This is a genomic window from Rhizobium sp. CB3060 (genome assembly GCF_025200735.1).
Lineage (GTDB): Bacteria > Pseudomonadota > Alphaproteobacteria > Rhizobiales > Rhizobiaceae > Rhizobium.
In genome coordinates, this window is record NZ_CP104158.1 from 872,604 (window position 1) to 894,146 (window position 21,543).

The 21,543-nt window shown below is 60.0% G+C and carries 17 protein-coding genes; 7 read left to right on the plus strand and 10 right to left on the minus strand.

The window, feature by feature from the left end; genetic code table 11:
* The first annotated feature begins 24 nt into the window (after positions 1 to 24).
* From N2601_RS04325 to ppx, 4 genes are all read left to right on the plus strand, one after another.
* Complete coding sequence (locus N2601_RS04325) at positions 25 to 1,155, plus strand: AI-2E family transporter (RefSeq protein ID WP_104822598.1); 1,131 nt, start codon at positions 25 to 27, stop codon at positions 1,153 to 1,155.
* Position 1,156: 1 nt separating this feature from the next.
* Entirely contained in the window at positions 1,157 to 1,870 is a 714-nt protein-coding gene (gene hdaA / locus N2601_RS04330; RefSeq protein WP_104822599.1) for a DnaA regulatory inactivator HdaA, read from the plus strand.
* 77 nt (positions 1,871 to 1,947) lie between these two features.
* Positions 1,948 to 4,149, plus strand: a complete 2,202-nt coding sequence (locus N2601_RS04335) for an RNA degradosome polyphosphate kinase (RefSeq protein WP_104822600.1) — start codon at positions 1,948 to 1,950, stop codon at positions 4,147 to 4,149.
* A 10-nt stretch (positions 4,150 to 4,159) separates the two neighbouring features.
* Positions 4,160 to 5,680, plus strand: coding sequence for an exopolyphosphatase (ppx, locus tag N2601_RS04340; RefSeq protein ID WP_104822601.1), 1,521 nt, complete (start codon positions 4,160 to 4,162; stop codon positions 5,678 to 5,680).
* Between the two features lie 38 nt (positions 5,681 to 5,718).
* Here ppx and N2601_RS04345 read toward each other — a convergent pair whose 3' ends face one another.
* From N2601_RS04345 to N2601_RS04360, 4 genes are all read right to left on the minus strand, one after another.
* The gene (locus N2601_RS04345; protein ID WP_260303715.1) at positions 5,719 to 7,077 is read right to left on the minus strand and encodes an esterase-like activity of phytase family protein; all 1,359 of its coding nucleotides are present in this window, start codon (positions 7,075 to 7,077) and stop codon (positions 5,719 to 5,721) included.
* Positions 7,078 to 7,252: 175 nt separating this feature from the next.
* Positions 7,253 to 8,305, minus strand: coding sequence for an adenylate/guanylate cyclase domain-containing protein (locus N2601_RS04350; protein ID WP_104822602.1), 1,053 nt, complete (start codon positions 8,303 to 8,305; stop codon positions 7,253 to 7,255).
* Between the two features lie 206 nt (positions 8,306 to 8,511).
* A complete protein-coding gene (rnd, locus tag N2601_RS04355; protein WP_104822603.1) occupies positions 8,512 to 9,657 on the minus strand; it encodes a ribonuclease D in 1,146 nt (381 codons plus the stop codon).
* Positions 9,658 to 9,825: 168 nt separating this feature from the next.
* Positions 9,826 to 11,220, minus strand: a complete 1,395-nt coding sequence (locus tag N2601_RS04360) for a multicopper oxidase family protein (RefSeq protein WP_104822604.1) — start codon at positions 11,218 to 11,220, stop codon at positions 9,826 to 9,828.
* Between the two features lie 266 nt (positions 11,221 to 11,486).
* Here N2601_RS04360 and aspS point away from each other — a divergent pair, with 266 nt between their 5' ends.
* Complete coding sequence (gene aspS / locus N2601_RS04365; protein WP_104822605.1) at positions 11,487 to 13,277, plus strand: aspartate--tRNA ligase; 1,791 nt, start codon at positions 11,487 to 11,489, stop codon at positions 13,275 to 13,277.
* Positions 13,278 to 13,348: 71 nt separating this feature from the next.
* Here aspS and N2601_RS04370 read toward each other — a convergent pair whose 3' ends face one another.
* The gene (locus N2601_RS04370; RefSeq protein WP_104822606.1) at positions 13,349 to 14,515 is read right to left on the minus strand and encodes a serine hydrolase domain-containing protein; all 1,167 of its coding nucleotides are present in this window, start codon (positions 14,513 to 14,515) and stop codon (positions 13,349 to 13,351) included.
* 66 nt (positions 14,516 to 14,581) lie between these two features.
* On the opposite strand from N2601_RS04370, the gene N2601_RS04375 reads away from it, so the two are divergent.
* Positions 14,582 to 15,238, plus strand: a complete 657-nt coding sequence (locus N2601_RS04375; protein WP_199773534.1) for a TetR/AcrR family transcriptional regulator — start codon at positions 14,582 to 14,584, stop codon at positions 15,236 to 15,238.
* A 66-nt stretch (positions 15,239 to 15,304) separates the two neighbouring features.
* On the opposite strand, the gene N2601_RS04380 is transcribed toward N2601_RS04375, so the two are convergent.
* Positions 15,305 to 16,492 carry a hypothetical protein gene (locus tag N2601_RS04380; protein WP_104822607.1) on the minus strand — a complete coding sequence of 396 codons (1,188 nt, stop codon included), beginning with the start codon at positions 16,490 to 16,492 and terminating at the stop codon, positions 15,305 to 15,307.
* Positions 16,493 to 16,717: 225 nt separating this feature from the next.
* Here N2601_RS04380 and parC point away from each other — a divergent pair, with 225 nt between their 5' ends.
* A complete protein-coding gene (gene parC, locus N2601_RS04385) occupies positions 16,718 to 18,973 on the plus strand; it encodes a DNA topoisomerase IV subunit A (RefSeq protein WP_104822608.1) in 2,256 nt (751 codons plus the stop codon).
* Between the two features lie 95 nt (positions 18,974 to 19,068).
* Here parC and N2601_RS04390 read toward each other — a convergent pair whose 3' ends face one another.
* The 4 genes from N2601_RS04390 to N2601_RS04405 all read right to left on the minus strand — a co-directional run bounded on the left by N2601_RS04390 (position 19,069) and on the right by N2601_RS04405 (position 21,400).
* Positions 19,069 to 19,458, minus strand: a complete 390-nt coding sequence (locus N2601_RS04390) for a type II toxin-antitoxin system death-on-curing family toxin (RefSeq protein WP_104822609.1) — start codon at positions 19,456 to 19,458, stop codon at positions 19,069 to 19,071.
* Positions 19,458 to 19,679 carry an AbrB/MazE/SpoVT family DNA-binding domain-containing protein gene (locus tag N2601_RS04395; RefSeq protein ID WP_104822610.1) on the minus strand — a complete coding sequence of 74 codons (222 nt, stop codon included), beginning with the start codon at positions 19,677 to 19,679 and terminating at the stop codon, positions 19,458 to 19,460. The genes N2601_RS04390 and N2601_RS04395 overlap by 1 nt, the downstream gene beginning before the upstream one ends.
* Before the next feature lie 62 nt (positions 19,680 to 19,741).
* Positions 19,742 to 20,623, minus strand: coding sequence for a DMT family transporter (locus N2601_RS04400; RefSeq protein ID WP_104822611.1), 882 nt, complete (start codon positions 20,621 to 20,623; stop codon positions 19,742 to 19,744).
* Positions 20,624 to 21,400 carry an arginyltransferase gene (locus tag N2601_RS04405; RefSeq protein ID WP_104822612.1) on the minus strand — a complete coding sequence of 259 codons (777 nt, stop codon included), beginning with the start codon at positions 21,398 to 21,400 and terminating at the stop codon, positions 20,624 to 20,626.
* Between the last annotated feature and the right edge of the window lie 143 nt (positions 21,401 to 21,543).

Genomic DNA, 21,543 nt, shown 5'->3' on the forward strand with positions numbered 1-21,543 from the left:
GGGCGGCGAAGAATGGGGAAGTCGATGGAGCAACAAGTCAGCGGGGCGAGCCTCAAGCGCCAGGTCACCTTCTGGGTGATCGTGCTCGTCCTCTTCATTGTCTTTCTCTATCTCTTCAGCTCGATCCTCTTGCCCTTCATCGCCGGCATGTCGGTCGCCTATTTCCTCGATCCGGTCGCAGACCGGCTGGAAAGGATCGGCCTCAGCCGCTTCATGGCGACGGTGGTGATCCTCGTTGCCTTCGTGCTGGTCTTTGCGCTGGCACTGACGATCTTCATCCCGATCATCATCAATCAGTTCAATGATTTCATTCAACATATACCGGGCTATGTGCAGCAATTCCAGAAGTTCATCGCCCATACGCAGACGACGATGCTGCCGATTTGGATTCGCGATCAGCTCGGTGCTATCAAGGATAATTTCTCCAGCATATTGTCGGATGGGCTGAGCTTTGTCGGCGGCCTGTTCGCGCAAATATGGAGCTCCGGCAAGGCGCTGGTTAACATCATCTCGCTGATGGTCGTCACGCCGGTCGTCGCCTTCTATATATTGCTCGACTGGGATCGCATGATCGCCAAGGTCGATGCCTGGGTGCCACGCGATCACGTCTCGACCGTGCGCGAGATCGCCCGGGAAGTGGATCAGGCGATCGCCGGCTTCATCCGCGGGCAGGGCTCGCTCTGCATTATCCTCGGTGTCTATTACGGCGTCGGCCTGTCGCTTGTGGGGCTGAACTTCGGCCTGTTGATCGGCCTCTTCGCCGGCATGATCAGCTTCATCCCCTATGTCGGTTCGCTCGTCGGCCTGTTTATGGCACTGAGCGTCGCCCTGGTGCAGTTTTGGCCCGATTATCTATGGGTCGGCCTCACGCTCGCCGTCTTTTTCACCGGCCAGTTCCTGGAGGGCAATGTGCTGCAGCCGAAGCTGGTCGGCGAAAGCGTCGGCCTGCATCCGGTCTGGCTGATGTTCGCCCTTTTTGCCTTCGGCGCGCTCTTCGGTTTCGTCGGTCTGCTGGTTGCCGTTCCGGCCGCAGCCGCCTGTGGCGTCCTTGTCCGTTTTGCCCTTTCGCGCTACCTTCAAAGCGACCTCTATTATGGACGCTCGGAAGCCGGCAAGGCGCGCAAAGCCAAGGCCGGCAATCCTGAGAACAAATAGCATGACCGACGCGAAGAACGCTGATTTGAGGCGCAAGCCCGCCGAACAGCTACCCCTGGCTTTTGCGCACGACGCCGCGAGCGGCCGCGACGACCTGCTGGTCGCCCATCCCTTGAGCGCGGCGGTGAAGATCGTCGATTCATGGCCATCTTGGCCGTCGCCCGTGGTCATTCTCGCTGGGCCGGTCGGTTCGGGAAAATCGCACCTTGCCAATATCTGGCGCGAGAGAAGCGGCGCGATCGCTATTCATCCGAAAGCCGGCTCCGGCGCAGCCGTGGCGGCGGCGAACGGCCCGGTCATCTTCGAGGATGTCGATCGCCTGGGCTTTGACGACACCGAGCTTTTCCATGTCATCAACAGCGTCAGGGAAAATGGCACAGGGCTGCTGATGACCAGCAGGCTCTGGCCGATGTCCTGGCCGGTGACGCTGCCCGATCTGCGCTCTCGGCTGAAGGCGGCGACGGTGGTGGAGATCGGCGAGCCGGACGAGGAATTGTTGTCGCAAGTTATCGTAAAGCTCTTTGCGGACCGTCAGCTTTATATCGATGACAAACTTGTTCTCTATATCGTCAACCGCATGGAACGGTCCCTAAACGCTGCCCAGTTGATCGTCGATCGGCTGGACCGCCTTGCGCTCGGCCGCGGCACCAGGATCACACGCATTCTGGCTGCTGAGGTATTGAATGAATTGGGTAATTCCGCTCCGGCTGATTGAGTGCTCGATGAACTGTCACAGTTCCGTCGTCAAACTGCTATACGTGGCGCAAGGTTATAAGATGAGGCAGGTGGAACATGGACTCGGCACTAACGGAACATCAGGAAGCCAACCAGCAAGCGCCGGAGGCCGCGCCGCCGATCAATGAGCTTCTGACGAGCCCAGAGCGCTTCATCAACCGCGAATTTTCCTGGCTACAGTTCAACCGCCGCGTTCTCGAGGAAACGCTGAACACGGCGCATCCGCTGCTGGAGCGCATCCGTTTCCTCTCCATTTCCGCCGCCAACCTCGATGAATTCTTCATGGTGCGCGTCGCCGGCCTCGAAGGCCAGGTCCGCCAGAAGATCCTCATGCGCACCCCGGACGGCAAGACACCCGCCGAACAGCTCGACGACATCCTGCGCGAGATCGACAATCTGCAGATGGAACAGCAGGCCTCGCTTGCCGTGCTGCAGCAGTATCTCGCCAAGGAAGACATCCTGATCGTGCGCCCGCCGGCCCTTTCCGAGGTCGACCGGCAATGGCTTGCCAATGAATTCGATCAGGCGATCTTCCCGGTCCTGACGCCGCTTTCTATCGATCCGGCGCATCCGTTCCCGTTCATTCCGAACCTCGGCTTCTCGATCGCGCTGCAACTGAACAGCATGAACGGCCGCGAGCCGATGACGGCGTTGTTGCGCCTGCCGCCGGCGCTCGACCGCTTCGTTCGCCTGCCGGACGCCAGCAACGTCATCCGCTACATCACGCTGGAAGACGTGGTGAACATCTTCATTCACCGGCTCTATCCGGGCTATGAAGTGCAGGGTTCGGGTACGTTCCGCATCATCCGAGACAGCGATATTGAAGTCGAAGAAGAAGCCGAAGATCTGGTGCGCTTCTTCGAAACGGCGCTGAAGCGCCGCCGCCGCGGTTCGGTGATCCGCATCGAGACCGATTCGGAAATGCCGCTCGAGCTGCGCCAGTTCGTTGTGGAATCGCTGAACGTGCCGGAAAACCGCATCGCCGTTCTGCCGGGCCTTTTGGCCCTCAACACGTTGTCCGAAATCGCCAAGGCGCCGCGCGACGATCTGCGCTTCGAGCCCTACAATGCCCGATTTCCTGAGCGCGTCCGCGAACATGCCGGCGATTGCTTCGCCGCGATCCGCGAAAAGGACATGGTGGTCCACCACCCCTACGAATCCTTCGACGTGGTCGTCCAGTTTCTTCTCCAGGCTGCGCGCGATCCTGACGTTCTGGCGATAAAGCAGACGCTCTATCGTACCTCCAACGACAGCCCGATCGTCCGCGCGCTGATCGATGCCGCCGATACCGGCAAATCGGTCACGGCGCTGGTCGAGCTCAAGGCCCGCTTTGACGAAGAGGCCAATATCCGCTGGGCGCGCGACCTCGAACGCGCCGGCGTGCAGGTCGTCTTCGGCTTTATCGAGCTCAAGACGCATGCGAAGATGTCGATGGTCGTGCGCCGTGAGGACGGCAAGCTGCGCACTTATTGCCACCTCGGCACAGGCAACTACCACCCGATCACCGCCAAGATCTATACCGACCTTTCCTACTTCACCTGCGATCCGAAGATCGCCCATGACATGGCGAACATTTTCAACTTCATCACCGGTTACGGTGAGCCGGAAGACGGCATGAAGATCGCAGTTTCGCCCTATACGCTGCGCTCGCGCATCCTCCAGCATATCGAGGAGGAGATCGAGCACGCCAAAAACGGCCAGCCGGCGGCGATCTGGATGAAGATGAATTCGCTGGTCGACCCCGACATCATCGATGCGCTCTACCGCGCAAGCAATGCCGGCGTGGAGATCGATCTCGTCGTGCGCGGCATCTGCTGCCTGCGTCCGCAGGTGCCGGGTCTCTCCGAAAATATCCGCGTCAAGTCCATCGTCGGCCGCTTCCTCGAACACAGCCGCATCTTCTGCTTCGGCAATGGCCAGGGCCTGCCGTCGGAGAAGGCGCTGGTCTATATCGGCTCCGCCGACATGATGCCGAGAAACCTCGACCGCCGCGTCGAAACCCTTGTTCCGCTGACCAACAAGACCGTGCACGAGCAGGTTCTTTCGCAGATCATGCTGGGCAACATCATTGACAATCAGCAGAGCTACGAGATATTGCCGGACGGTACTTCGCGGCGCATGGAGGTGCGCAAGGGGGAAGAGCCATTCAACGCGCAGCAGTATTTCATGACTAATCCCAGCCTTTCCGGCCGTGGTGAAGCTCTGAAATCCAGTGCGCCGAAACTGATCGCCGGGCTGTTGTCGGGCCGCAAGAAATAACTGGACCTGCATGGTTGAATCAGAAGCCCAGGGGCGCCTTCCCGGTATTGCCCCGGTCTCCGTTGTCGATATCGGGTCGAACTCGGTTCGTCTCGTCGTCTATGAAGGCCATTCGCGGTCGCCGACCATCCTTTTCAACGAGAAAGTGCTTTGCGGCCTTGGCAGGGGCATAGCGCTGACCGGAAAGATGGATGAGGAGAGCGTCGCGCGCGCGCTCGCATCCCTGCACCGGTTCAAGGCGCTGTCCGACCAGGCGCGCGCATCGACCATCTACGTTCTGGCGACGGCGGCTGCCCGCGAGGCAAGCAACGGTCCGGAATTCATCCATCAGGCAGAATCGATCCTGCAGCGCAAGGTGCGTGTGCTTTCAGGCGAGGAAGAGGCGCGTTTTTCCGCGCTTGGCATCATCAGCGGCTTTTTCCACCCGGATGGCATCGCCGGCGACCTCGGTGGCGGTTCGCTCGAGCTCATCGACATCAAGGGCAAGGAGATCGGCAAGGGCATCACCCTGCCGCTCGGCGGCCTCAGGCTTTCCGAATATGCCAACGGTTCGCTCGCCAGGGCGCGCAGCTTTGCCCGCAAGCATGTGAAAACAGCGAAACTGCTGAGCAAGGGCGAGGGACGCACCTTTTATGCGGTCGGCGGCACCTGGCGAAACATCGCCAAGCTGCACATGGAAATGCGTAAATATGCGCTGCATATGATGCAGGGCTATGAAGTGCCGCTGGACGAGATGATGCGTTTCCTCGATCAGATCAGCGAGGCGAAGGAATCGAAAGAGCCGGCGCTGATGGCCATCTCCAAGCATCGCCGTTCGCTGCTGCCCTTCGGCGCGGTGGCGATGCGCGAGGTGCTGGCGGAAATGAAGCCCTCCGTCATATCCTTCTCGGCCCAGGGCGTGCGTGAAGGCTACCTCTATTCGCTGCTGACCGAGGCGGAACGCCATAGCGACCCGTTGCTGGTCGCCGCCGGCGAACTTGCGATCCTGCGCGCCCGTTCGCCGGAGCATGCGCGGGAACTTGCCGAGTGGACCGGTCGCATGATGCCCTTCTTCGGCGTTACCGAGACGGAGGAGGAGAGCCGCTATCGCCAGGCCGCTTGCTTGCTTGCCGACATCAGTTGGCGTGCCCATCCCGACTATCGCGGCCTGCAGGCGCTGAACATCATCGCCCACACGTCCTTCGTCGGCATCACCCACGCCGGCCGCGCCTTTATCGCTCTCGCCAATTACTACCGTTTCGAGGGCCTTCACGATGACGGCGCCACCGAACCGCTGGCAGCGATCGCCACGCCGCAATTCGTCGAACGCGCCAAACTGCTCGGCGGCCTATTGCGCGTCGTCTATCTCTTTTCGGCTTCCATGCCAGGCGTCGTCCGCAATCTGACATTTCGACGTTCGCCGAGCCCGGAGCTGGATCTCGAATTCGTCGTTCCAGCCGAATACCACGATTTCGCCGGCGAGCGGCTGGAAGGCCGGCTGCAACAACTGGGCAAGCTGACGAATAGACGGCTTGCATTCCGGTTTGAGTAAAAAACCTTCTCCCCGATGGGGAGAAGGTAGGGTATCGCTCACTTAGCGTTGAGGAAATCGCCGACTTCGAGAATGCTGAACTCGTTGTCGTCTGCCTTGTCGACAGCTCGGCCGGCCGAGAAGGGCAGGTTATTGTCGTTGCCGATGATGATGTGGGTGGCATCGACGCGGTCGACGTTTTCGATGGTGACGAAGGGCATGTCGTAGAAGCCTTCGCCGCCGCCCTGGCGACGCTTGTGGTCGGGATCTTCGATATGCAGCAGATCGATGTAACCGATCTTGCGGACGGCCTTGCCGACATTGGCGTCGTTGAATTCGATCTTATAGACGCGCTTCAATTCGGCCGGCGCTTCGAAGCAATCCGGCTTCGGTTGCTTCGGATCGGCGCAAGCCTTGTCCTTCGTGCCGGCGCCGTTGTCGCGCTCGATCACCAGAGCGGTGCTGTCGTCCAGCATGTTGAAATCGCCGATCGAGGTGCCCTTGTCTGCGAAGGGGTAGAGCCAGCTACGACCGGTCCAGCTCTTCGAGGCGACGTCGAATTCGATGACGCGGATCGCGGTGTGGCCGTCGACGCTTTCCATCTTGCCGTCGTCTTGATAGATCGCGCCTTCCAGCAGGCCATAGAGCTTGCTGCCGTCCTTCGACATGGCGAGGCCTTCGAAGCCACCCGAGCGTCTCAGGTTGAAGGCCGGCATCTTCTGCGTCGGGTTGGCCGGCAGTTGCAGCAGCGGATTGTCCGGAGACATGACGGGCTTGCCGTTGAGTGTCGTCGGGAAAACGTCGGTCAGCGCGCCGTTCATATCGAACTTCAGCAGATAGGGACCGAATTCGTCGCCGATCCAGAAGCCGTCGGCAACCGGCTGGATTGATTCGATATCGAAATCGGCGCCGGTCAGATAGCGCTTGTCGGCGCCTTCGAGGACGATTGGGAAGGGAGCCTTCTTGTTCGGGTCGGACAGGAACAGGTTCTTGACGACATCAACCTTGCCATTGTCCCAGTCGAATTTGATTTGGTGCAGGAACAGCATGGAGTCGCTCGAATTCTGCTTGGAGCCGAAGCCGTTGTCGGTCAGCGTCCAGAAGGTGCCGTCCGGCATGGTCTTGATCCCGGAAAAGCCCTGGATCGCCTGGCCATTGAAGGGCAGCTTCAGATCGGTCACGCGGGCGCCGTCTTTGCCCGGAACCGTGCCGAGGGCCTCCGTGCGCTTGCGATCCGGCGTCGTGAACTTGCCGGAGGTCTTCAGAAATTCCGGCGCGTCGACCGGTGCCGCGACAATCGTGTTGGCGGGCAGGATGGCCTGCGAGGTCAGCTTTGCGGGAAACTGCGTTTCATCGGCCTGGGCCGAGGCGGCAATCAGAACAAAAAGTGCCGTGGAAGCGAAAAGAATTCGGGTCATCATGTCACCTTGTTGGCGGGGATTGGCAAACAACTCCCGCTTAACAGGCGAGCTATGTCGGCGAATTAACGCTTAGGTGAAGCTTTGGTGACTGTGGACAACCGATAGGGTGTAGGGTCTTGGGGACTAGGCAATAGGCAATAGGCAATAGGCAAGGAAGATAATAACTCCCTGCCTACGACCTCCCACCTATCGCCTTCCGCTCTGGCCTCCTCGCCCTATGCAGGGCAATCACCCCGAGTGTCTGGTCGCGACCGCGAACGGCATGGTCGCCAAGGTCTTCCCTGGCGATATCGTCGGGAAGCTCGATCCGTCTTGCAAGATCGGCTGAGATCAGCACCTGTCGCTCCAGCGTCTTGCAGAGCGATTCCAGCCTCGCGGTGGTATTCACCGTGTCGCCGAAATAGGCGATCTTGTGATGGTCGATGCCGATTTCGGCAGTGACGATGCTGCCGCCGTGCAAGGCGGCCCTCAGCCGCGGCACCCTGCCGTAGGATTTCAGCCATGTCTCCGCATTCGCCTCGATATCGGCAAGGATGTCGAAGACACAGCGAATGCAACGGGCATTCTTCACGCCACGCCGAAGAGGCCAGGTGATGATGGCGGCATCGCCGATATAGTCGTCGATCGCACCCTTATATCGCCTCACCGGCTCGGCGAACGCGCTGAATACCGAGCCTAGAAATTGCTGTGTCCTGAGGTCGCCATGCTCCTCGGCGAAGGCCGTCGAACCGACGAGATCGATGAAGAGAAACACGCGCTCTTCCTGCATCGGATTGCGATAACGGCCGGTCAACAGGCTGAGGAAGACGTCGCGGCCAAGCAGCTCCCGCACGCGCCCGACGAAAATGATCATCGCGGTCACCAGGACGGCATAGATATAGACATCGACCTGCAGCAGCATGACGTTGGCCCAGGTGTCGTTGATCAGGTTCAGCGATTTCATCAGGCCGCCGGCCATTGCAAAACCGATGGCGATCAAGGCGAAATCGACAATCAAGGCTGATAGGATGAAGGCCGGCGTAGGCAGGCTATGCATCCAATGGTTCAAGCGCGGCAGAATCATGCGGCGTTCGAAGGCCAGCGCCGGCATGCCGCAGAACAATGCGTAGATTGCGCCGATATACAGCGGTGACGCATGGAAAAACAGCTTGCCATAGAGGACGCCGCTTGCGGCGACGACGGCCGCGGTCAAAATCCAGTTGAGCGCTGAGGGGAATCTTCCCATGCTGCCGATCCGCCAAGAGCCGGCGCGCCTCCAAACCGGGATTGGTTCGGGAAAAGGCCTGTGCGCCATCAATTATGTGATTGCGCTAAGCGCCCATCCTGGCGGATGTGCGGCACAATCGCGTCCGCAACCAGCATCTCTATTTTTAAATGGCGCGCAACCGCCAAATGTTCGGCATCGCCGACCGATCGGCAAAGGTCACGTGACTACAAACTGACCGTCTCGACCCGCTTGCCGACGAAGCGTAAGGCCACCTGGCCCTGGATGAGCTGCAGCGCCGTCTCGCCGAAAAGATCGCGTCGCCAGCCGGTGAGGGCGGCCACTTCGGCTTTCTCGCCTTCGGCGGCAATCTTGTCCAGATCCTCGCTGTTGGCGATGACTTTCGGGGCGACGCCGTGTTTTTCAGCGATGAGCTTCAGGAGAACCTTCAGCAGTTCAGCCGCTGCGGCTGTGCCTTCCGGCGCTTGCTGGTGGCGCGGTACATGCGGCATTTCGGCCTTGGGCAAGGCCAGGGCCTGATTGATTGCCTCCAATACGGCCGTGCCGGAGGCGGATCGCTCCCAACCTTTCGGGATCGTGCGCAGGCGGCCGAGCGCTTCCATGTCCTTCGGCTGCTGCTGGGCGATTTCGTAAATTGCATCGTCCTTCAGCACACGGGCGCGCGGCACATTGCGGGCGCGCGCCTCGCGTTCGCGCCAGGCGGCGACATATTTCAAAACGGCCAGTTCCTGCGGCTTGCGCAGCCGCATCTTCAGCCGCTGCCAGGCATCGTCCGGATGCAGATCGTAGGTCTCGCGCGCTTCGAGGATCGCCATTTCTTCGAGCAGCCAGGAGGCGCGGCCTTCACGTTCGAGCTGCTCTTTCAACGAAAGATAGACGTCGCGCAGGTGAGTGACGTCGGCCAGCGCATAGTCGAGCTGTTTCTCCGACAGCGGCCGGCGGCTCCAGTCGGTGAAGCGCGAAGACTTGTCGATGTGAACGTTCTTGGTGCGGCTGACGAGCTGATCGTAGGAGACCGAATCGCCGAAGCCGCAGACCATGGCGGCCACCTGGGTGTCGAAGATCGGATGCGGTATGAGGTTGCCGCGATTGAAGATGATTTCGATGTCCTGGCGTGCGGCGTGGAACACCTTCATGACGGCGGGATTGGCCATCAGCTCAAAAAAGGGTTTCAGGTCCAGGCCCTTGGCCAGCGGATCAACCAGCACTTCGGTCGTGGGGCTCGCCATCTGGATCAGGCAAAGCTCCGGCCAGAAGGTCGTCTCGCGCAGGAATTCGGTGTCGATGGTAATGAATTCTGACTTGGCCAGCTCTTGGCAGGCCGCCTCCAATTGGGCGGTAGTTTCGATCATATCAACACATTCATCGGTAAAATAGTCCGTTAACCTTCCTTCCCCTTTCGATGGGAGATGTCAATACGTCGAAAGGGCAAGCCCGGTACGGCCGCCGCTTTTAAGTGGAATTGCGGAAAGTACTTGGGGTCGTCCTGAGCGAGCATGAAGCACGTTTCGGGATCGTGCCTAAGCCACGCGCACATAGCTGGTCATGCCCGTTTTCTGATGTTCGATAATGTGGCAATGCAACACCCAGTCACCGGGATTGTCGGCGACGACGCCGAGCTGCACCTTTTCATTGGGCTGGATCAGGTAGGTGTCGGAGACGAAGGGCTGCACCTGGCGCGTCGAAGAGGAGAGCACGGTGAAGCTCATGCCGTGCAGATGAATCGGATGCGAATGCGGCGTCACGTTTTCCATGTCGATGACATAGCTCATGCCGAGCTTCAATTCGGCGAGCGGTGCGGTCGGATCGGGCGTATCGCCCGGCCACGGCACCTTGTTGATGGCCCAGAAGCTGTAGCCAAGCGAGCCGCAAATGCTGTTGTCGGCGGTATTTTCCGCCGTGGCGCTGAGAATCAGCGGGATGTGCTCCGCCGAGCCGATATCGGCTTTTGCGACCGGATTGCCTTCGAGGGGCGCCAGATCGCGAACGTCGCGCTTCAGCGAGCTGCCGACTGATCGCAGCGTTGCGAGCACCTTGGGATCGGTGCCCTTGATATCCTCGAGCTTGACGATTGCACCCTCGTTATCGGGCATGCGCACGGCCAATTCCAGCCGCTGACCGGGTCCGAGCTGCAGCAGATCGAGCGGGAAGCGCTGCGGCACCGGATTGCCGTCGACGGCGATCACCGTTGCCTCGGCTCCATCCATGCGGAAAGAATAGATGCGCGTGACGTCGGTGATGGCGAGCCGCAGCCGCACCAGCCCGCCGGAGGGCGCGTCATATTGCGGCTGCTGCTGCCAGTTGGCCGTCCGCACCGTCCCATAAGTGCCGGACTTGGCGGAATCGCGCGGGCGGAACGGAGCGATGAACTGGCCGTCGCCGCCGAGCCGCCAGTCGCGAAGATTGAGAACTATTTCCGAATCGAATGCCGGATCCTTCGGATTTTCTACGACGATGACGCCTGTCATGCCGTGTCCCATCTGGATCAGCGTGTTGCAATGCGGATGATACCAGAAGGTGCCGGCGTCGGGCGGCGTGAAGGCATAATCGAAATGGTCGCCCATGTAGACGTAGGGCTGCGTCAGGAAGGGCACCCCGTCCATCTTGTTCGGGAGGCGGATACCATGCCAGTGGATCGTCGTCGGGTCATCGATGCCGTTGATCAGGCGTGCGGCGAAGGGCTCGCCCTTTTTCATGCGCAGGACGGGCGGCATGCCGGCGTCGCCATAGGTCAGGACATCCTTGGTGGCTCCGACGTCCATCAAACTGGCTTGGATCTTCGCAGCCTTCAGCACCTGCGGCTCCGGCGCTGCTACCGCGCTGCCGCCAAACCTGCTGGCGATGCCAAGCCCCACGCCATAGGCACCGGCAACGGCCGAGGCTTTCAAAAGATTGCGGCGGGTAAGGATGGGCATGCGAAGCTCCGGGGACACGGGGATGTGCCTGCCTGTTTAAAGTTGACTATGGTCTTCAGCAATAGGGCTGGGGTAGCTGAATTGCCGCATCCCTACCTCCGGCTGTCGATGTTGCGAGTTCACGAAAGCAGCTTTAAACCTACTCGCTGGCGTTCGAGCCTTGACAAATCAGGCGCACCATGCGCTTTTCCGCCCGATTTTCTCGTCGGCAGGCGAGGGGCTTTTGTCCTCATTCGCCGCCGTCCGCCAAGTCCAGGATATATACTATGCATCGCTATCGCAGCCACACATGCGCCGCCCTGCGCAAGTCCGACGTCGGTTCGACCGTCCGCATCTCCGGCTGGGTTCATCGCGTCCGAGATCATGGTGGCGTGTTGTTCATCGATCTGCGCGATCACTACGGCATCACCCAGGTTGTCGCCGATCCGGATTCTCCGGCCTTTAAGCTTGCCGAGACCGTGCGCGGCGAATGGGTCATCCGCATCGACGGTCTGGTGAAGGCCCGTACCGAAGACACGATCAACAAGAACATGCCGACCGGCGAAATCGAGCTTTATGCGCAGGAGATCGAAGTGCTCTCCGCTGCCAAGGAATTGCCGCTGCCGGTTTTCGGCGAGCCGGAATATCCGGAAGACGTTCGCCTGAAGTATCGCTTCCTCGATCTGCGCCGCGAAACGCTGCATCGGAACATCGTCAAGCGCACGCAGGTTATCTCCTCCATGCGCCGCCATATGGGCGAAGTGGGCTTCACCGAATATACCACGCCGATCCTGACGGCCTCGTCGCCGGAAGGCGCGCGCGACTTCCTCGTGCCGAGCCGCATCCATCCCGGCACCTTCTACGCCCTGCCGCAGGCACCGCAGCAGTATAAGCAGCTCCTGATGGTTGCCGGCTTCGACCGCTATTTCCAGATCGCGCCCTGTTTCCGCGACGAAGATCCGCGCGCCGACCGTCTGCCGGGCGAATTCTATCAGCTCGACCTCGAGATGAGCTTCGTCACGCAGGAAGACGTCTGGAACACCATGAGCCCGCTGATGACCCAGGTGTTCGAAGAGTTTGCCGAAGGCAAGCCCGTCACCAAGGAATGGCCGCGCATTCCCTATGACGAAGCGATCCGCAAATACGGCTCGGACAAGCCGGACCTGCGCAACCCGATCGTCATGGAAGCGGTTACAGACCATTTCGCCGGCTCCGGTTTCAAGGTTTTCGCCAACATGATCGCCTCGAACCCGAAGGTTCAGGTCTGGGCGATCCCGGCCAAGACCGGTGGTTCGCGCGCTTTCTGCGACCGGATGAACGCCTGGGCGCAGAGCCAGGGCCAGCCGGGTCTCGGCTATATCTTCTGGCGCAAGGAAGGCGAGAAGCTCGAAGGCGCCGGCCCGCTTGCCAAGAACATCGGCGAGGAGCGCACGGATGCGATCCGCACCCAGCTCGGTCTCGATGATGGCGATGCATGCTTCTTCGTCGCTGGCGATCCGGACAAGTTCTACAAGTTTGCCGGCGAGGCCCGCACCAGGGCCGGCGAGGAGCTGAACCTGGTCGACCGCGACCGTTTCGAGCTTTGCTGGATTGTCGACTTCCCGTTCTTCGAATGGAGCGAGGAAGAGAAGAAGGTCGATTTCGCACACAACCCGTTCTCCATGCCGCAGGGCGGCCTTGAGGCGCTGCAGAGCCAGGATCCGCTGACGATCAAGGCCTTCCAGTACGACGCCGTCTGCAACGGCTTCGAAATCGCTTCGGGCTCGATCCGTAACCAGTCGCCGGAAACCATGGTTGCCGCCTTCGAAAAGGTCGGTCTCAGCCAGGCGGATGTCGAGGAGCGCTTCGGCGGCCTCTACCGCGCCTTCCAGTACGGCGCGCCTCCGCACGGCGGCGCTGCCTTCGGTATCGACCGCATCGTCATGCTGCTGGTCGGCGCCAAGAACCTGCGCGAAATCTCGCTGTTCCCAATGAACCAGCAGGCGCAGGATCTGCTAATGGGCGCTCCCTCGACCGCAACGCCGACGCAACTGCGCGAACTGGCAATCCGTCCGGTACCGCCAGTCAAGAAGGACTGAGGCTTTTCAAGCTTGATGAAATACAAAACCCGGCGACCGAAATCGCCGGGTTTTTCGTGCTCTGTTAGAACCTAGTGAGCGGCATAGACCGCATCGCGAAGATCGATCGTGAATTGGCCCCACATGCCTTCGAGAGCGGTGTTGGTGAGCGCCACGACGGTGATCCGTTTCTCGGGATCGACGAACCAGCTATGGCCGTAGACTCCACCCCATTTGATTGTGCCCTTGGAGAATGGAGCCTGCGCCGCAACGGGGTCGGTGACGACGGACCAGCCATAGCCGAAACCGAAGCCGGCTTGCAGCGTCTGCATATGGCCGCCAGCCTGATCGGTCGTCATCATCTTCACCGTGTCGGCCGCTAGCAGCGGCGCACCGCCTTTGCGCACCGCTTCCAGAATAGTGAGGAGGTCGCTTGCCGTTCCGGCCATGCCCGCGCCGCCGGAGTGATAGGAGCCGGGATTGAATATTCTGTCCGGCGCGAAGCGGATCATGCCGTCAAGTATCGGAACGAGCGTCTCATCTCGCATCCGCTGCAGCCCCGATGCACCATTCATATAGGCGGCCGCCAGGCGGCTGCGGTCACGGACCGAAAAGGCCGTGTCGGAAAGGCCGAGCGGCTTCATCACCAATTCCGCAACGGCATCGCCGAGAGCACCGCCGGTTTCTTTTTCGATGATGCCGCCGAGCACATCCATTGCCAGCGAATAATGCCAGGCTTCGCCGGGCGGAAAGAGAAGGGGAGCGCTGGCGAGACGCGTGAGGTTATCGGCCAGCGACCGGCCCGGTATGTCCAGGCCGTCGGATACGCCGGCGCGATGATACGGGCCGTCCTGCTCCTCGGCGAATGTGTAACTCAGTCCGGATGTGTGCGTGAGAAGGTGCCGGATACGGATAACGGCCTCGCCTCCGTCGGGCAGCCGCGGCCGGAAGTCCGGCAGCCATTTGGTGATCGGATCGTCCAGCCCAATGCGACCCTGTTCGACGAGGCGCATGGCGGCAATAGCGACGATCGGCTTGGTGATGGAGGCCAGACGGAAGATGGCATCCCGCCGCATCACCACCTCGTTCTCGCGATCCGCCAGGCCGGCAGCGCGGCCGTAGATCAGTTCTCCGTCCCGGGCAATGAGGACTACGGTGCCGACCAGCCTCTCATCCGCCAGGGCGGAATCAATCGCAGCATCGACGCCTTCAGCAAGGCTGCCGCTCCGGTATGCGGAATTTTCCAGGGGAAGACTCATGGGGCAAAACCTTCTATAATCACAATGACCATTCCTGAATAAACCAGATCGGAGATTATTTCTAGAGTGACCATTGTGAAAAATAATGAAGAGGCCGAAAATTCCGTGCCTCGGAAGCGTGGACGCCCACCCGCTTTCGATCGCGAGACGGTTCTTGCCGCCGCGCGCAACACGTTCTGGAAGCATGGCTATGATGGTTCCTCCATCGCCGATCTGACGGCGGCCATGGGGATCACGCCGCAAAGCCTCTATGCCGCCTTCGGCTCTAAAGCCGAGCTCTACCGGGAAACGCTCGAGCAATATCGGCGCATGCCGCGACCGGAGCCCGGGAACCCGTTTACGGACGAGGTGGATACGGTGACCGCCTTCGAGCGCTTTTTGACGAATTCCGCCAAGATCTTCACGGCGCCGGAGCATCCAAAAGGCTGCATGATATCGACGGCGGTGCTGAACTGCGCAGAGGAAAACGAGCCGATCGCCCATCACGTCGCATCGATGCGCCTACAGGCGCTGGCTATTTTCACGGCACGGATCGAGCGCGGTATCGCCGAGGGCGACATGCGGCCGGATGCCGACGCCAGATCGCTTGCGCGCTTTCTGGGCGCAATCGTGCAGGGCATGTCCGTCCAGGCGCGCGACGGTGCAACGACGGATGAATTGCTTGCGCTGATGGCTCATGCTCTCAGTGAACTGAAGAAATATCAGCTTCGGCCGGAGATCTGACCAGCGGCAAAGAAAAACCCGGCGACCGAGATCGCCGGGTTTTCGAATAGCTTGGAGAACGACAGCTTAGTCGTTCGAGGAAACCTTGAGGCCGATGACCTGCGGGATCGACTGCGGGGCCCCCATGGCAGCGCCGATGATCATCGGCACCGGCACCGGCTTGTCCGGCGTAGCCTTGACCGTCAGGCTTTTCGGATTGTCGAGATAGGCGCTGACGGCAGTGGAAACGGCATTCTGCAGCTCCGGAATGTTGAGCTGCGCCATCATGATCGGCGTCATTGCCTTCAGCGTGTCGGCGAGCTGCTTGCCGGAAACGCCCTGCTGCTTGCCGGCGAAATCGAGCGCACGTGCGGTGATCGAAGCGTCGTCGAAGCGGATCTGGGCGCTGTTGAAAGTTAGCTGCTGGAGGAGGCCCAGCATGGCGAGGCCAGCCGACTGCTGAGCTTCCTGCTGGTTCGGATTGGAACGGACCGTCTTGAGCGCTTCCTGCAATGATTTCGCGAAAGCAGGCGTGTAGCCGGAAATGCTAAAGGCGAGGTTCAGTTTGCCGATGTCATTGAAGTTCAAGGAGTATTCGGTGATGTCGATCGTGCCGGGTCCGATTTCCCAGCTACCCTTCATGGCGATTGCGCCATTGATCTGCTGCAGCTTGAGCGCCTCGATCGCGTCCTTGGTCTTCGCGTCGTCGACTTTGCTGAGATCGGCTTTGACTCCGTTGATCTTGGCGTCGAAGTCGATGCCCGACTTGTCTTCGCGCCTATCCATCGTGGCGTCGGCATCGTCGAGCGAAAATACCTTGGTGCCGTCCTTGGTGACGGATACGGCGCCGGCATGAGCGCTCTTGTAATAGAGCAGCGAACTGAGATCGCCCTTGGTCGCGTCGGCTGGAATTTCGACGCCGCTCAGCGTGAGGTCGGTGGCGGAAATGGCAGCGCCATCCTTTTTGAGGTCGACATCAGCAAAAGCGATTTCGTCAATCGTGTAACCGCCGTCATTCTCTTCGACACCGTCCATCGTGATGTCGCCGAGCGGGAGGCCGTCGTCCATTCCGGCTGCCTTGAAGCTGGCGCCCTTTAGCGTGACCGTGCTACCGTCGATATCGATGCCCGTGGCGGCAATCGAAGCGCCCTGCAGCCCGTAGACGTCATTGATCTTCTTCAGAAGATCGTTACCGTCGAGCGCGAAGGCGGAGCTGGCGAAAGACAGTATGGCGGCGCTGGACAGCATCAGCCGTGTTGTCCGATAAAAAGTCATATGGCTTTTCCTCATTGAGCTGGTGTAGGCGGGTATACATATTTTGCGTGTAGTGCGCGATTTATATTCGCGTTCGTCTAAAATTCCAATGCCATGATCATGGCAAATATATGCACGAGAATTATGTCTGACCTTACGTCAGATCGTGCTTGAACTGAGACTTCATCCACAAATGCTTTCCACTGATTTCTTGCCGGGAATCGGCTTCTCGGGTAGTCAAGGGCCATGGGACAAAATCTTTTACCGCCCGGTGGCGGCGACGACGACAGCATCCTTCCGGTCGATCTCAAGGCGGCGCTCGAAGAGCGCTACCTGGCCTATGCCTTGTCGACGATCATGCATCGCGCTCTGCCGGATGTTCGCGACGGCCTGAAGCCAGTCCATCGCCGTATCGTTTATGCGATGAGCGAGATGGGCCTGCGTCCCAACGCCGCCTTCCGCAAATGCGCCAAGATCGTCGGCGAAGTGATGGGTAACTATCACCCGCATGGCGACCAGTCGATCTATGACGCATTGGCCCGCCTGGCCCAGGATTTCTCGCAACGCTACACGCTGGTCAACGGCCAGGGCAATTTCGGCAATATCGACGGCGATAGCCCCGCCGCGATGCGCTACACCGAATCCAAGATGACGGCAGTCTCGGAACTGCTGCTCGAAGGCATCGACCAGGATGCCGTGGATTTCCGTGACACCTACGACGAGTCGAATTCAGAGCCGGTCGTCCTACCCGGTGCTTTCCCGAACCTGCTCGCCAACGGCTCCTCGGGCATCGCTGTCGGCATGGCGACCTCGATCCCGCCGCACAATGCCCACGAACTCTGTGACGCGGCGCTGCATCTGATCCGTGATCGCGACGCGACCGTCGAAAAGCTGGTGGAGTTCATCCCCGGCCCGGATTTCCCGACCGGCGGCATCATCATCGACGATCGCGACAGCATCATCGAAAGCTACAGGACCGGCCGCGGCGGCTTCCGCGTCCGTGCCAAGTGGGAAACGGAAGATCTCGGCCGCGGCGGCTATCAGATCGTCATTACCGAAATCCCGTTCCAGGTGCAGAAATCGCGGTTGATCGAAAAGATCGCCGAGCTGCTTCTGGCGCGGAAACTGCCGCTGCTTGAGGACGTGCGCGATGAATCCGCCGAGGACATCCGCGTCGTCCTGACGCCGAAGAGCCGCACCGTCGACCCGATGATCCTGATGGAATCGATGTTCAAGCTGACGGAGCTGGAAAGCCGCTTTCCGCTGAACATGAACGTTCTCTCCATGGGCCGCATCCCGAAGGTCATGGCGCTGAACGATGTGCTGAAGGAATGGCTGGATCATCGGCGTGAAGTGTTGTTGCGCCGTTCGCGCTTCCGGCTCGCGGCCATCGAAAAACGCCTGGAAATCCTCGGCGGCTTCCTGATCGCCTACCTCAACATCGATGAGGTCATTGCCATCATCCGCGAGGAGGATGAGCCGAAACCCGTGATGATGGAGCGGTTCGGCCTAACGGACAATCAGGTCGAAGCGATCCTCAACATGCGGCTGCGCTCTCTGCGCAAGCTCGAAGAATTCGAGATCCGCAAGGAATTCGACGGCCTGACCAAGGAGAAGGCCGATATCGAGGCCTTGCTCGCCTCCGACGACAAGCAGTGGCAGACAGTCGCCTGGGAAATTGGCGAGGTGAAGAAGAAATTTGCGAAAGCGACCGAGATCGGCCGCCGCCGCACGCAGTTCGCCGAAGCGCCTGAGGCCGACGACGCTGCTATCCAGCAGGCGATGATCGAGAAGGAACCGATCACAGTCGTCGTTTCAGAAAAGGGCTGGATTCGCGCGCTGAAGGGCCACATCTCCGATACATCGACGCTCACCTTCAAAGAGGGCGACGGGCTGAAGGTGGCATTCCCGGCGCAGACGACCGACAAGATCCTGATCGTCACGACCGGCGGCAAGGCCTATACGCTTGGCGGCGACAAGCTGCCCGGCGGCCGTGGTCACGGCGAGCCGCTGCGCATCATGGTCGACATGGAAAACGACCAGGACGTGCTGACCGCCTTCGTCCACGATCCGCAGCGCAAGCAACTGGTCGTCTCGACCGCCGGCAACGGCTTTATCGTGCCGGAAGTGGAACTGGTCGCCAATACCCGCAAGGGCAAGCAGATCATGAACCTGACGACGCCGGATGAGACGAAACTGCTCGTGCCGATCTCGGGCGATCACGCCGCTGTCGTCGGCGAGAACCGCAAGATGGTGGTGTTTCCGCTGTCCCAGATCCCGGAAATGTCGCGCGGCAAAGGCGTGCGCCTGCAACGCTACAAGGACGGCGGCGTCGGCGATATCAAGTGCTTCGCCATAGCCGATGGCCTGACCTGGGAAGACAGCGCCGGCCGCACCTTCACCAAGACCAGGGACGAACTGACAGAATGGCTTGCCGAACGCGCCTCGGCCGGGCGCACGGTGCCGAAAGGCTTCCCGAGAAGCGGCAAGTTTTCGGGGTGAGGAGCGGTCGGCGTAACCGACGAAACGCCCGGTGGGGCGTTTCGAGGGACGAACGCCCTGAGCTTGAGCGAAGGGGTGGGGCAGAACATGAGCCATCAGCCCGCATAGGGAATGCAGACGTCTCTGAAGAAACGGATAGCGCTTTCTTCATCAATTTCACCGGCGGCTATGGCAAGAACAAAGCTGTAGAGATTAGCGTCCGTTGTCTGGATCTCGTAACCATTGTCCATGAGAAAGATCGCAGCCGCCACGATGGCGATACGCTTGTTGCCATCAACGAATGCATGGTTTTTCTCCAAGCCAAACAGATAGGCTGCTGCAAGTTCGATAACATCGTCGCTGCCGTACTGAGCTTTGTTGATAGGACGCGCCAATGCGGATTCGAGGGCACCTTCGTCCCTTAACCCGTACGAGCCTCCAAATCGTTTGATTTGTATCTTGTGCAACTGTTCGACGAGCGTTCGCGTCAGGAAAATAATAGGCATTATTCTGCCAATTTTTTCAGCGCCACTTTGTATTGATCCATGAAACGCTGCGCATGTTCCATTTGACGCGCAAAATCTGCGTCCGTAGGCTGCAGGCGCAGTTCGCCATCTTGCATGCTGAGTTCCAGCGTGTCGCCGGCTTCAAGACCCATACGATCAAGAATTTCTCTAGGAATAATCACCCCTTCGGAATTGCCAATCTTGCGGATCACGACGTTCATGGTGTCTGCTCCCTATGTAATAACGTTGTTATAACATAGGGCCATCGCGGTCGCAACGCGGCTCACCCCGCCGCCATCACTCTCGCTCTCACCCGTGCCTGCCACAACGAATGCGCCGCAAGCGCCACGATCAGCACCAGCCCACCCGCAAGCGTCATGTCGCTTGGCGCTTCGGCAAAGATCAGCCAGACCCAGATCGGCGCCAGGATCGTTTCCAGCAGATAGAACATCGCCACCTCCGGTGCCGAGAGAAAGCGTGTGCCGGTAGCAAGGCACCAGAAGGAGAGGGGCATCAGAACTGCGCCGTCGAGCAGGATCCAGCCGGGATGATCGATGGCGATGCCCGAAGGCATGACATGATAGAGTCCGACTGCGGCAGGGACGATGGCGGACAAGAGAGAGGCGAAGCCCATATCCCTTCGCGAGGCGCGGCCGATGGTAATGGCGCAGGCGATGAAGAAAGACGCTAGAACCGACAGTGCGTCACCGAGGAAATGGCCGCCCTCCATGCCGTCCCACACGATCAGGCCGACGCCGAAGATCATCGCGATCATGGCGACGATGGTGGAAAGAGCGGGGCGTTCCCTTAGGAAAATCCAGGAAAAGAGCGCAGCGAACATCGGGTTGAGAGCGATGATGAACACCACATTCGCCGCCGTCGTATAGTAGATGGCGAGGAGAAAGGTGATGGTCGTCAGGCCGTAGAAAAGGCCGACGGGAAGCCCGATCCAGCCCGGCAGCGTGGTGCGCAACGATCCTGTAACGCGGCGGATGACGATCAGAGCGGCAAGCGCAACGATGATCGTCGCAATGCTGCGCACCGACAGGACGGACCAGACGTCGCCGCTCGAAAGCCGGATCAGCGGAATGTCCATCGACAACGCAAGGCCGCCGATCGTGGTCAGCAGCAAGCCTTTTCGGTGATCTGAGAGATGGGAGACCATTCAGCGAGGGGGATCTTGGCAGGCGTCGGCGGGATTGAAGCGCTCCCAACCGCGCGGCGTCAGATGTTCCTGCGGCTGAAACCGCGTCTTGTAGTCCATCTTGCGGGAGCCCTTGACCCAATAGCCGAGATAGACATGCGGCAGCCCGAGCGCCTTGGTCCGCTTGATATGATCGAGGATCATGAAGGTGCCGAGCGAGCGTTGGTCGAGATCGGGATTGAAATAGGAATAGACCATCGACAGCCCGTCGCTCATCACGTCGGTCAATGCTGCCGCCAGCAGCTCGCCTTTGGGCCGCTGCTCCAGCCCGGAGCCTTCCTCGCGCCGACGATATTCGATGATGCGGGTGTTGACGTGGGTGTCTTCGACCATGATCGCGTAGTCGAGCACTGTCATGTCGGACATGCCGCCCTGCTGATGACGATAATCGAGATAGCGGCGGAAGAGGGAATATTGCTCGCTGGACGGCTGCGCCGGGAATTCGGTGGCGATGATATCGCTATTCGACGACAGGACGCGCTTCATCGACCGGCTGGGTTCGAATTCTTGAGCGAGAATGCGAACGGAAATACAGGCGCGGCAGGATTCGCAAGCGGGGCGGTAGGCGATGTTCTGTGAGCGACGAAAGCCGCCCTGGGTCAGAATGTCGTTCATCTCCGCCGCGCGCGGTCCGACGAGATGGGTGAAGACCTTGCGCTCCATCTCCCGCGGCAGGTACGGGCAGGCAGCCGGTGCCGTCAGATAAAACTGCGGGGATGGCGTCGACTGCGTGTTCATCTGCCGTTGATTAACCTTCCGTTCGGCATTCGACTCCTCACAAGCATGGCCCAAGTTTAGAAAACGTCAACTATGTCCTTTGTCCAAGGCCATAGTTTCCCAGCTTCTTCAGAAGCAAGCGGGCTTTCTTATGATGATGGGGA

Excerpts from the sequence above, each read along its gene's own strand:
- aspS (WP_104822605.1), top strand. The coding sequence starts at position 11,487 with ATGCATCGCTATCGCAGCCACACATGCGCCGCCCTGCGCAAGTCCGAC.
- ppx (WP_104822601.1), top strand. The coding sequence starts at position 4,160 with ATGGTTGAATCAGAAGCCCAGGGGCGCCTTCCCGGTATTGCCCCGGTC.
- N2601_RS04345 (WP_260303715.1), bottom strand. The coding sequence starts at position 7,077 with ATGACCCGAATTCTTTTCGCTTCCACGGCACTTTTTGTTCTGATTGCC.
- N2601_RS04400 (WP_104822611.1), bottom strand. The coding sequence starts at position 20,623 with ATGGTCTCCCATCTCTCAGATCACCGAAAAGGCTTGCTGCTGACCACG.
- N2601_RS04395 (WP_104822610.1), bottom strand. The coding sequence starts at position 19,679 with ATGAACGTCGTGATCCGCAAGATTGGCAATTCCGAAGGGGTGATTATT.
- N2601_RS04390 (WP_104822609.1), bottom strand. The coding sequence starts at position 19,458 with ATGCCTATTATTTTCCTGACGCGAACGCTCGTCGAACAGTTGCACAAG.
- N2601_RS04380 (WP_104822607.1), bottom strand. The coding sequence starts at position 16,492 with ATGACTTTTTATCGGACAACACGGCTGATGCTGTCCAGCGCCGCCATA.
- N2601_RS04360 (WP_104822604.1), bottom strand. The coding sequence starts at position 11,220 with ATGCCCATCCTTACCCGCCGCAATCTTTTGAAAGCCTCGGCCGTTGCC.
- hdaA (WP_104822599.1), top strand. The coding sequence starts at position 1,157 with ATGACCGACGCGAAGAACGCTGATTTGAGGCGCAAGCCCGCCGAACAG.
- N2601_RS04370 (WP_104822606.1), bottom strand. The coding sequence starts at position 14,515 with ATGAGTCTTCCCCTGGAAAATTCCGCATACCGGAGCGGCAGCCTTGCT.
- N2601_RS04350 (WP_104822602.1), bottom strand. The coding sequence starts at position 8,305 with ATGGGAAGATTCCCCTCAGCGCTCAACTGGATTTTGACCGCGGCCGTC.
- rnd (WP_104822603.1), bottom strand. The coding sequence starts at position 9,657 with ATGATCGAAACTACCGCCCAATTGGAGGCGGCCTGCCAAGAGCTGGCC.
- parC (WP_104822608.1), top strand. The coding sequence starts at position 16,718 with ATGGGACAAAATCTTTTACCGCCCGGTGGCGGCGACGACGACAGCATC.
- N2601_RS04335 (WP_104822600.1), top strand. The coding sequence starts at position 1,948 with ATGGACTCGGCACTAACGGAACATCAGGAAGCCAACCAGCAAGCGCCG.
- N2601_RS04325 (WP_104822598.1), top strand. The coding sequence starts at position 25 with ATGGAGCAACAAGTCAGCGGGGCGAGCCTCAAGCGCCAGGTCACCTTC.
- N2601_RS04405 (WP_104822612.1), bottom strand. The coding sequence starts at position 21,400 with ATGAACACGCAGTCGACGCCATCCCCGCAGTTTTATCTGACGGCACCG.